Origin of the sequence: Pedobacter alpinus, assembly GCF_042684645.1 — a bacterium.
Taxonomy (GTDB): Bacteria; Bacteroidota; Bacteroidia; order Sphingobacteriales; family Sphingobacteriaceae; genus Pseudopedobacter; species Pseudopedobacter alpinus.
On record NZ_JBHULV010000037.1, the window covers coordinates 1 to 9,085 of the forward strand.

General features: G+C 34.3%; 11 protein-coding genes. 5 read left to right on the forward strand and 6 right to left on the reverse strand.

Going from position 1 to position 9,085, the window contains the following annotated elements; translation table 11 throughout:
* The first annotated feature begins 799 nt into the window (after positions 1–799).
* Together ACFSSE_RS10950 and ACFSSE_RS10955 are read left to right on the forward strand one after the other, a co-directional pair.
* Complete coding sequence (locus ACFSSE_RS10950) at positions 800–1,453, forward strand: hypothetical protein (RefSeq protein ID WP_379044679.1); 654 nt, start codon at positions 800–802, stop codon at positions 1,451–1,453.
* A gap of 102 nt (positions 1,454–1,555) precedes the next feature.
* The gene (locus ACFSSE_RS10955; protein WP_379044682.1) at positions 1,556–2,512 is read left to right on the forward strand and encodes a hypothetical protein; all 957 of its coding nucleotides are present in this window, start codon (positions 1,556–1,558) and stop codon (positions 2,510–2,512) included.
* A 52-nt stretch (positions 2,513–2,564) separates the two neighbouring features.
* Here ACFSSE_RS10955 and ACFSSE_RS10960 read toward each other — a convergent pair whose 3' ends face one another.
* The gene (locus tag ACFSSE_RS10960; protein ID WP_379100906.1) at positions 2,565–2,966 is read right to left on the reverse strand and encodes a helix-turn-helix transcriptional regulator; all 402 of its coding nucleotides are present in this window, start codon (positions 2,964–2,966) and stop codon (positions 2,565–2,567) included.
* A gap of 122 nt (positions 2,967–3,088) precedes the next feature.
* Here ACFSSE_RS10960 and ACFSSE_RS10965 point away from each other — a divergent pair, with 122 nt between their 5' ends.
* From ACFSSE_RS10965 to ACFSSE_RS10975, 3 genes are read left to right on the forward strand one after another with little or no spacing between them, the layout of a single operon-like run.
* Positions 3,089–3,580 carry a hypothetical protein gene (locus ACFSSE_RS10965; RefSeq protein ID WP_379044688.1) on the forward strand — a complete coding sequence of 164 codons (492 nt, stop codon included), beginning with the start codon at positions 3,089–3,091 and terminating at the stop codon, positions 3,578–3,580.
* A gap of 12 nt (positions 3,581–3,592) precedes the next feature.
* Positions 3,593–4,132, forward strand: a complete 540-nt coding sequence (locus ACFSSE_RS10970; RefSeq protein WP_379044691.1) for a HEPN domain-containing protein — start codon at positions 3,593–3,595, stop codon at positions 4,130–4,132.
* Complete coding sequence (locus ACFSSE_RS10975) at positions 4,129–4,407, forward strand: hypothetical protein (RefSeq protein WP_379044694.1); 279 nt, start codon at positions 4,129–4,131, stop codon at positions 4,405–4,407. Before ACFSSE_RS10970 ends, ACFSSE_RS10975 begins: the two co-directional genes overlap by 4 nt.
* A 35-nt stretch (positions 4,408–4,442) precedes the next feature.
* On the opposite strand, the gene ACFSSE_RS10980 is transcribed toward ACFSSE_RS10975, so the two are convergent.
* From ACFSSE_RS10980 to ACFSSE_RS11000, 5 genes are read right to left on the reverse strand one after another with little or no spacing between them, the layout of a single operon-like run.
* On the reverse strand, positions 4,443–5,342 hold the full coding sequence (locus ACFSSE_RS10980) for a hypothetical protein (RefSeq protein WP_379044697.1): 900 nt from the start codon (positions 5,340–5,342) through the stop codon (positions 4,443–4,445).
* A gap of 18 nt (positions 5,343–5,360) precedes the next feature.
* Positions 5,361–6,098, reverse strand: coding sequence for a hypothetical protein (locus ACFSSE_RS10985; RefSeq protein ID WP_379044700.1), 738 nt, complete (start codon positions 6,096–6,098; stop codon positions 5,361–5,363).
* A 10-nt stretch (positions 6,099–6,108) separates the two neighbouring features.
* Entirely contained in the window at positions 6,109–6,942 is an 834-nt protein-coding gene (locus ACFSSE_RS10990; RefSeq protein WP_379044703.1) for a hypothetical protein, read from the reverse strand.
* Positions 6,943–6,988: 46 nt separating this feature from the next.
* Positions 6,989–7,933: a hypothetical protein gene (locus tag ACFSSE_RS10995; protein WP_379044706.1), complete on the reverse strand. Its 945-nt coding sequence runs from the start codon at positions 7,931–7,933 to the stop codon at positions 6,989–6,991.
* A gap of 3 nt (positions 7,934–7,936) precedes the next feature.
* Entirely contained in the window at positions 7,937–8,569 is a 633-nt protein-coding gene (locus ACFSSE_RS11000; RefSeq protein WP_379044709.1) for a hypothetical protein, read from the reverse strand.
* Positions 8,570–9,085: the final 516 nt, after the last annotated feature.

Genomic DNA, 9,085 nt, shown 5'->3' on the forward strand with positions numbered 1-9,085 from the left:
GAGTTCTAGAAATAGATTTTGTTTGATAGTAATGATAGTAAAGGTACGAGCTGCAAGCTCGCACCAGCGAGGGGCAACGGCTTTATTGTGCCAATACGGAATATTTAAGCTAAGACACATAAGCCCCAATACCAACAACAAAGAACAAAATTGAAATACATAAATATGAAAAATATGAAGAGAAAATTACTTATTCTTAGCCTTTTAGCAGTCTTAATAACATCCTGCGGTAAGAATGCCTGCTTCGAGTGCAAAAAAACAAATTCAACGCAAGGAATGTGTGGCGAGGATGCCAGAGAGTTTAAAAAGGATTTGGAAAAACAGGGTTATAGTTGCAAAAGAGTAAGTGGTGAGGGTAGATAATTCATTTAGTTACTAAATGCTTAATAAAAATTATCAATTTTTTCCAAGCTTTTTATGGTATTTGATATAACATAGATTGCAGGGCAAAATGGTCTAAATCCTTTATCTATCAGCTAATTGAGGAGGGTTTGTGAACATGAAAAGATTTAGTTGAAAGATTAACAAAAAGAGACAAGAAACTTAAATTCCCTGATTTTACAATTGAAAAAATAAGATAAATAGAAAAAAACAAACAAGCAAACAATCATATGATATAACATAAATTGGAAGGCAAAATGGTCGAAATCCCTTATCTATTAGCTAATGGAGTTGGGTTTGTGAACATGAAAAGATTTAGTTTAATGATTAACAAAAAGAGACAAGAAACTTAAATTACCTGATTTTACAATTGAAAAAATAAGATAAATAGAAAAAAAACAAACAAGCAAACAATCACATGAATAAATACCTACTCAAAACCTTACTCATATTCGCTTTTGCAATTGCATTAAAAACAGCAACCGCTCAAGTGCCAGCTGCATATCAAGGTTCTTATAACCGGATGATGTCTCAACAAAACTTGATTATGGCCAACAGAAATATGATGAACATGATGATGAATAGAAATTGGTTAAATAATGCAAACTACCTCAATAACCCTATTTATGATTTTAAAGTAACGGGTTTAGACGATAGCGTAAAAACCATCCGCTCAAAAATTTATACCGATACCACATTGCATAAAACCTATTTGTTAACGGTAAACAAGAAATTACCAAAAAATGCAGCCGGCAGAGAGACAAGAACTTATGTAAATGAGACCAAATCCATCAGTAGGGAAAGCCCATATGAAGGATTAACTACAGGCTTGGCCACTGATAGCTGCTGGCAGTTTAAAGTAATAAGTGGTAAAATAAATGCTTATTCTTTTTTATCTGAAACCAGCTATATCAGCACCTACAATCTTTCTGCTTTTCAGCTGGGGGATGGTTTAATTCAAGCTTTCAATACCAAAGAATTGGAAAAAATAATATCGTTTAATAAAAGAGCAAAAAAAGCTTTTGATAAAAAAGATTATTACAAGGCTATTTTGTTGTTTAATAGAGAATAAACAGGATAATTTCGCTACAACCGTCTTTAAAACGGAGAATATGTAAACACTTTAATCTAGTAAAAGCGAAACCAATAACTTACAAATATTAACGTTCCTAAAATGAGAGAAATAAAAATAACCTTCATCTTCTTACTAATAACAGTAAGCTTACTAAAAGCACAGGTACATTTAGAACAGAACGGTTTAAAAACCTCTGTAACGAATACATTATATGCTGACAATACTCAAGCAATAAGGTATGAAATTGCTACGGTTTCATACAATTCACATCATTGGCAACCAGGTGGGATAATTATCGTGGAGCTTTTTGAGCAGAGCTACGGGGTAGGTTATGAAAGGTACATGTTAGAAATCGGATTTGGACGTGGAGTAAACGTTGGAGAACGTAAAGTCAGTTTGCTAGAATCCTATGGCATTAATCGCAATGCTCAAATCTCTCTCGGTGCCGAATATGATATTCCCAGTAATGTTGGAGGGTATGTTAATCGAGCAACTCCGATATATTTGGATGTTAAATCTTATGGTGGATATAAAGCTAGGATTTCTTACATGCAGGATAAAGTGACCGGTTTCAGTGGTATAAACCAGATTATTATCAATGCTACGCCATCGTCTCTATCAATACCAGATTTCATTCCACCCAGCGTAGATACGTCTAAAGATATTGCTTCTTCTGGGAATTTACGCATTAGTGGCGAGGGAATACATTATATCGAGACTGGGAATGTAGGAATCGGGACTCTAACACCTCAAGAAAAGCTATCCGTCAATGGAAAAATAAGGGCAAGAGAGATTAAGGTAGAAACCGCGAATTGGCCAGATTATGTCTTTGGAAAAAACTACCAACTACCTGACTTGAAAGAAACAGAAACCTTTATAAAAATCAACAAACATTTGCCGGGGATACCTTCAGCAGAGGAAGTAGAAAAAAATGGGGTTTCATTGGGCGAAATGAACGCCAAGCTATTGAAAAAAATAGAAGAACTTACGCTCTACGTTATACAATTACAAAAAGAAAATGATCTTATAAAAGCAACAATTAAAGGAATGAAGTAAGTTTGTAGCAGCAAACAAAAAAGCCTAGTCTTAAAAAACTAGGCTTTTCTCATCATTTACCTTTTAGTAAATCATTCTTATCTTTTTCTGCCTGCAACAGCCTTTCATAAAGTTCAACAATTTTTTCGATGGTATTAAATGTTGGCTGATAATTAACAGAACTTGCAATTAATGTTGAGTTATCACTACTAGTATTATGAAATGTATTATTTATAATATTAAACATTGCTTCCTCATTGAAATTCTCAAGAGCCTCCTTAGTCACACCTAAAATCTTAGCAATTTGCTCTAAAACTTCCTCCTCAATTTCTTCACTTTGCTCTAAACGGGAAACTTGTTGTTGGGTTACACCCAATTCTTGCGCTAGCGCTTCCTGTTTAATTCCACGTATTTCGCGTATGCGGCAAATCTTTCTTCCAATATGCATTTTTTGAGGTTGTTTTAAGGTTTCCATAATCCAAATATAAAAAAATAAAGCAATGGTTTTATACACAAATTATGGTGTATGATACAACTGCCGCTTGTAATTTACCAAACTACAAAATCGCAATTTGCTTTCGCATTTAACCCATTCTTATGGAAACAGAGCTTATTGAAAACAATATCCATCCGTCTAAAGCTGTAAATAACAGTGAAACATTATCCGTTTTTTTAGGACTGCTGATAAATAGTTACGTACTTAACCACGCAACTTCACTAAATATAACCAAATTAAATTTGCTTTTGCAAGCCAAGCATGGTTTGCAGCAATTGAGCGAACTGGGTTTAGGTGTTTTTAATCAAGCTTTAGCAGAGCGGCAAAAATTTAAAGCCTGCCCAACCTTGCTGCACCCCATTTTATTACCATTGGTAAACATGCTACAACCAGCGCAAGTGTATTTAACGCAACACATTAAAGCAGGTACCACAGAAATGCAATGCTATGATTTTTATTTTGTAGTGCCAGAAAGACATGGGCAAAAATTGGATGCTTTGCAGCCTTATCTCAACTTAGCAAGCTTATCTAATTTACCCGTTACCTTCACTGTTTTTACCAGCGGTAGGGTAAAACAAGCCTACCAAAAATGACTTTTTTACTTCTTGGTAAATTTGTGTCCACAAAATTTAGTCTACCAAAACGAGCATGAAAAAGTTCCTTATTTTTCAAACCCTTGTCTCAAAAAAATTAAAGATAAGGCAACAGAAAAATTTCAGTCTACAATTAAAATAGCTAATATATTTTATAGAACAGCTGGCACAATTGCCTCCCAACAACAGTATTCATTGGCAACTTTTATGCTTCACCAAGCAACAGAATTTACCTTAAGGGCATTTATTAACCTATTTATGGGAGGAGAGCAAAAAACGCATACCATTGCACAGCTTAAAAACCATACCAGCCGTATTTCACCAACGCTTTATGCCGTATTAACACCTTCTAATAAAGAAGAAGAACATTTGTTTTCTCTTCTTGAGGAAGCTTATTTAAAGGGAAGGTATGATAGCGGGTTTGAAGTTTTACCAAAGGACTTTAATCAACTCCATGATATAGTGAATACTTTATTGGCAGCAGCTAAAAGTGAGTTTGATATTTATATAAAAAATCTGGAAGACTTAATTAACCTAAACAAGCGCTTATGAACTTATACATCAATTACCAGTTTAATTTTGGAAACAACATACACAAGCAAGTGGAAGGTTTGGGCGCAGAAAGTTTAGACCCACTTTTACAGGAGCTGGAGAAACTGTTACAAAATGTTTCAGCTGCTTCATTAAAAGAAACCTTATTTAAGTTATTGATGGAATACATGGTAAAACATGGCGAACCTGCCAGAAAAGACTTAAAAGAAGTTTATATTTTGCTGGAATTTTTAAAGCAGATGGGTGAAGTGCAAGCTAAGTTATTAGGGAAATAAAATGGCTTTCTTGGGTAAAGAGAAAGCCATTGCTATTATTCTTTGATTAAGATTTCCAGCTTTGCCAACCGATTTTCTAACAATTTCATTTTTTTATTTTGTTCTTCTAAAGCGTTAATTTTCTTCTCTTGCGCAATGGTATAAAGCGTGAGCTCTTCTATTTTTTGTAAAAGTTTTGTGTTTAACTTGCCCAGTTCTACACCATTGTTTTCCATTTCTTTTGCAGAGGCTACTTCTGGTAAATGCTTATTTGTTTTGATGTATTGTTCTAAATCGCTTAAAGGCATCAATCCATAATCCTTTTCAAAAACAAAATCAGCACCATTCATATCTACTTTTACTTCGCGAGAACGGATGGTGCCAATTACATCTAATTTGTAACTAGGGTTTGTTGTGCCGATGCCTATATTGCCACTTGCAGAAATTCTCATTTTTTCTGTAAAACCCGCATATCCATTTCCATTTGATACACCAAAAGATATATTTGAACTAGCACCAGAAGATTGCCCCATTATTATTCTAGTTTGAGAATGATCTCCTCCTTCTATGCCAAAAGGATTTGTTGCGTCTGAATTAAATGAAATAGTCTTATCATTAGCAAATGTTAATGAATAATTAGGATCACTAATACCTATACCAACTTTACTCATTAAAAGGATTTTATTCCCAGTAATTGATTTCAAAATCATCCCTTCTTCATCACCATCAGAATAAATGAAACTAGAAACACCATTAGACCATAATTTCATATTATCCCATGTAGCTACTTGACTATCTAAATTATAGGTTTGGATAACTCCGTTTACATCTAGTTTAGCCTGAGGGTTAGTAGTCCCAATTCCAACATTTCCACTGGTAGGAAATGTATTGGTTTGCGCATTTACTGTTAAACTGGCAACAATACATGCTTTAATAACTAAAAGTGATTTTTTCATTTGATAAGGTTTATTTTTTTATTTGCTTTTCAATTTTAAAATCTCCTGATTTTGTTGGCTAACTATTGCTTTCAAATCATCCATAGATTTCTTTTGTTCAATGAGGTAAAGCGTTAATTCTTCCACTTTCTGCAACAATTTAGAATTTAAACTACCCAATTCAACACCATTAGCTTCCATTTCTTTTGCAGATGCAATTTGGGGTAGGTGTTTATTGATTGTGATAAATTTCTCCAAATCGCTCAAAGGCATTAAACCGTAATCTTTTTCGAAAACAAAATCGGCACCATTCATATCTACTTTTACCTCTCTGGAACGTATGGTGCCGATAACGTCTAGCTTGTAGGCTGGGTTTATTGTGCCGATGCCTACATTGCCGGTTAACCCAGTAACCGAAAAATATGGGTTTAAAGTTGTTCCAGAAGTATTCTTAGCAGTGATGGTAAATAATCCAGGGTAAGCGGAAGCTTCTGGAAAAACAAGATTTAAATTATTAGGTCGATAATTATCCATATAAAAACCACATTTCGTTCCTGCCAATTCATTGGAAAAGTTGTCGTTATACATTAAGAATTTTACGCCATTTGCTCCATAACCTGTCCCTAAATCTAATTTTGCATTAGGGGTAATGGTACCTACTCCAACATAGTCATTTCCAGTTGAACCTTGTATCGACCCACTTGGAGTGTAAATTTGCGCTTTGGTATTGGTATAAGATCCAATAAAAATTAGGAGTGTGAATAGTTGTTTTTTCATGATGGTTTATCTATCGATTAGATGATATTTGAGTTTTTAATTTATCTATTTCTTTATTCATTTGAATAATATATAAGGTGAGTTCTTCTACTTTTTGCAGCAATTTAGAATTTAAATTACCCAATTCTACACCATTGGTTTCCATTTCTTTTGCAGTAGCAATTTGAGGCAGGTGTTTATTAGTTGTGATATATTTCTCCAAATCGCTTAAAGGCATCAATCCATAATCTTTTTCAAAAACAAAATCGGCACCGTTCATGTCCACCTTTACTTCACGAGAGCGGATAGTGCCAATAACGTCTAGTTTGTAGCCGGGGTTTAGGGACCCGATTCCTACATTACCAGATGTGTTTACCCAAATACTGTTTGAAGTGCTTCCCCTACCAAAAGCCATTCCATCAGAAAATTTATCATACCAAACAAAACCCTTTATAACGTTATTATCACTGAATCTTAATTCGGCGTTTGATGATGTTGTATTAATAATTAACTGAGAATTCCCATCAAATGGACCTTTAATCTCCACCTTTCCTGTTGGCGAATTAGTACCTATACCTAATCTGCCATAAACATCCAACATCATTTTAGGTTGCCCAGCCGTAAAAAATTTCAACCCTCCATAAGCAGATAGATAACCCATTGCTGCGCCAGTAAATTCATTGTCATTATACCAACCAATTCCATAATGTGCCGTAGGATGATTTTGATAAGAAAATATGCTGCTTGGATCATTCCCTGTTGGACTTATACCTAAAGCGGGCACATTTACTGGAGCGTTAATTTGGGCTTTAGAGAAAATGGCAATAACTAGAAATGGAATAATTAGCAATTGTTTGTTTTTCATGATGGTTTGTATTTTAAATTTAATTAAAGTTGAATAATGGTTTTAATTATTTTGCTTCTAAGGCATTCATTCTTTCCTCTAAACTTTTTACTTCTTTATCTTTTTGGATAAGGTATAGCGTGAGTTCTTCTATTTTTTGTAAAAGTTTAATATTCATTTCAGATAAATTAATCCCATCATTTTCCATTTGTTTTGCTGTAGCTATTTCTGGTAGATGTTTGTATTGATTGATAAACAACGCTAAAGAATCTAAAGGTTTTAAAGGATAATTTTTATTGAAAACAAAGTCTGCACCAGCATTAACAGATACTTTTACTTCTCTAGAATGAATATTACCCGCAACAGTCAGTTTTGCATCGGGTGTATTTGTTCCAATGCCAACATTTCCGTTTACATAAAGCTTATCCGGAGAGGCATAGCTTGGCGGAGAGTAGCCTATTCCTGCTCCGTATGCATTTAGTTCAAATATTAGCCCTTCTTCTGTGCTAGCTATATCAATGAATCTAAAAGCACTTGCGTAGCCCGCTGTTCCCCAAGACCCTTGGTAAAACATTTTTAGACCCTTATTTTCTACAGCATCAGCAGTCTGTAAAAGATTGATTTTTGCTTCGGTAGCAAAAGCACCAATTGCCAGCTTATTACTGTTTAGTACATTTGCCGTAAAGTTGCTATTATTGTTATTTAAATTACCTGAATGCCAAACCCTATTCCAGCCTTGCCATCCATAAGCCCATCTTCCAAAATAAAACTCATTTAGTGAAACAGGGTTTACTAAACTAAAATAATTATTTGCATCAAAGCCAATATTTGCACCTTGATAATAATTTGATCCTAAAGTATTATTTGATGGGGTAACAGCATTCCATTGTCCATTAGCAAAAGAAAAAGACTGTAAATCTGCAGCTCCATTTCCTGAAGGAAAATAGGATTGCGCATGGGCAAATATTTGTATTTGAATGAACAAAAAAGTAATTAAGAGTGATTTTTTCATGGTTTAATGTTTAGTTGATTTTGAAATCATTTGTTCTAATTTACTTTCAATACTTTTTATTTTTTTGTCTTGTTCTTTCACTTCCTCATCTTTTTGGATAAGGTATAAGGTGAGTTCTTCTATTTTTTGCAAAAGCTTTTTATTCATATCCCCTAAATTAATCCCATTTTCAATCACCTCTTTTTCTGATGGAATATTTGGTAAGTGTCCATTTGTTTCGATATATTTTTTTACTTCGCTTAAGTTATCTAGTTTGTAGTCAGGTTTAAAAACAAAGTCGCTCCATCCAGTTAAATCAACTTTAACTTCTTTACTATGGATGGTCCCATTTACGTTTAAAGGGAAATCCAAATTAGTTGTCCCAATGGCCAATGGCCCATTCAGTCGCATACCGGTAGTTACGATATCTTCAATCATTCCTGCTCCAGAATAGTCTTGAATGTCACTAATTAAAGTTTGATTTATGGGTTGCCCATTTACCTCATAGGCCACACATCTCATATTTTGCCCTGAGGACCCTGTCCAACCAGCGAAACTGAAGCCGTCACCATAAAATGAGTCAGCGTATGGTACAGCTAATGCCAAATATTTTTTTCCATCAAACATACAAGTTTTTAGTTGCCATGGATGATCCATAGTGGAAGATTTAATTGTGGCAAATGTGGCATTGTAGGAGGAGGAACTCTTCAATTCCACTACACTTAGTCGGTTGTATGATCCTTGATTTCAACTCCTTGCCGTTATGGTTCCAATCGCAAAATTAGCCCCTAGAAGCGATCCGTTGTATATTTCATGCAATAAAATCACTGATTTGGTGTAATCTCCAACACCGTTATTGCCTATAAAAATTGATTTGTAGCCTTCTGGGCCTAGCTCTATAATGTTTTGACTTTTCACCTCATTAGTAAATGAGACAAGCAATAATATGACGATAGTGTATGTCTTAATTTTCATTGAGTGTGATTTTATTGTTAGGTGTTTCTTTATATTTCTTCAATTCTTTAAGCTCTTTATTGAGTTGAATAATGTAGAGCGTAAGCTCTTCTATTTTCTGCAACAGTTTAGAATTGGAGTTGCTACCTTTGACTAGAGGGATTTTATTGTCAGATTTAATATAAACACATTAAATTTGAAACTATGAACAAACGAATG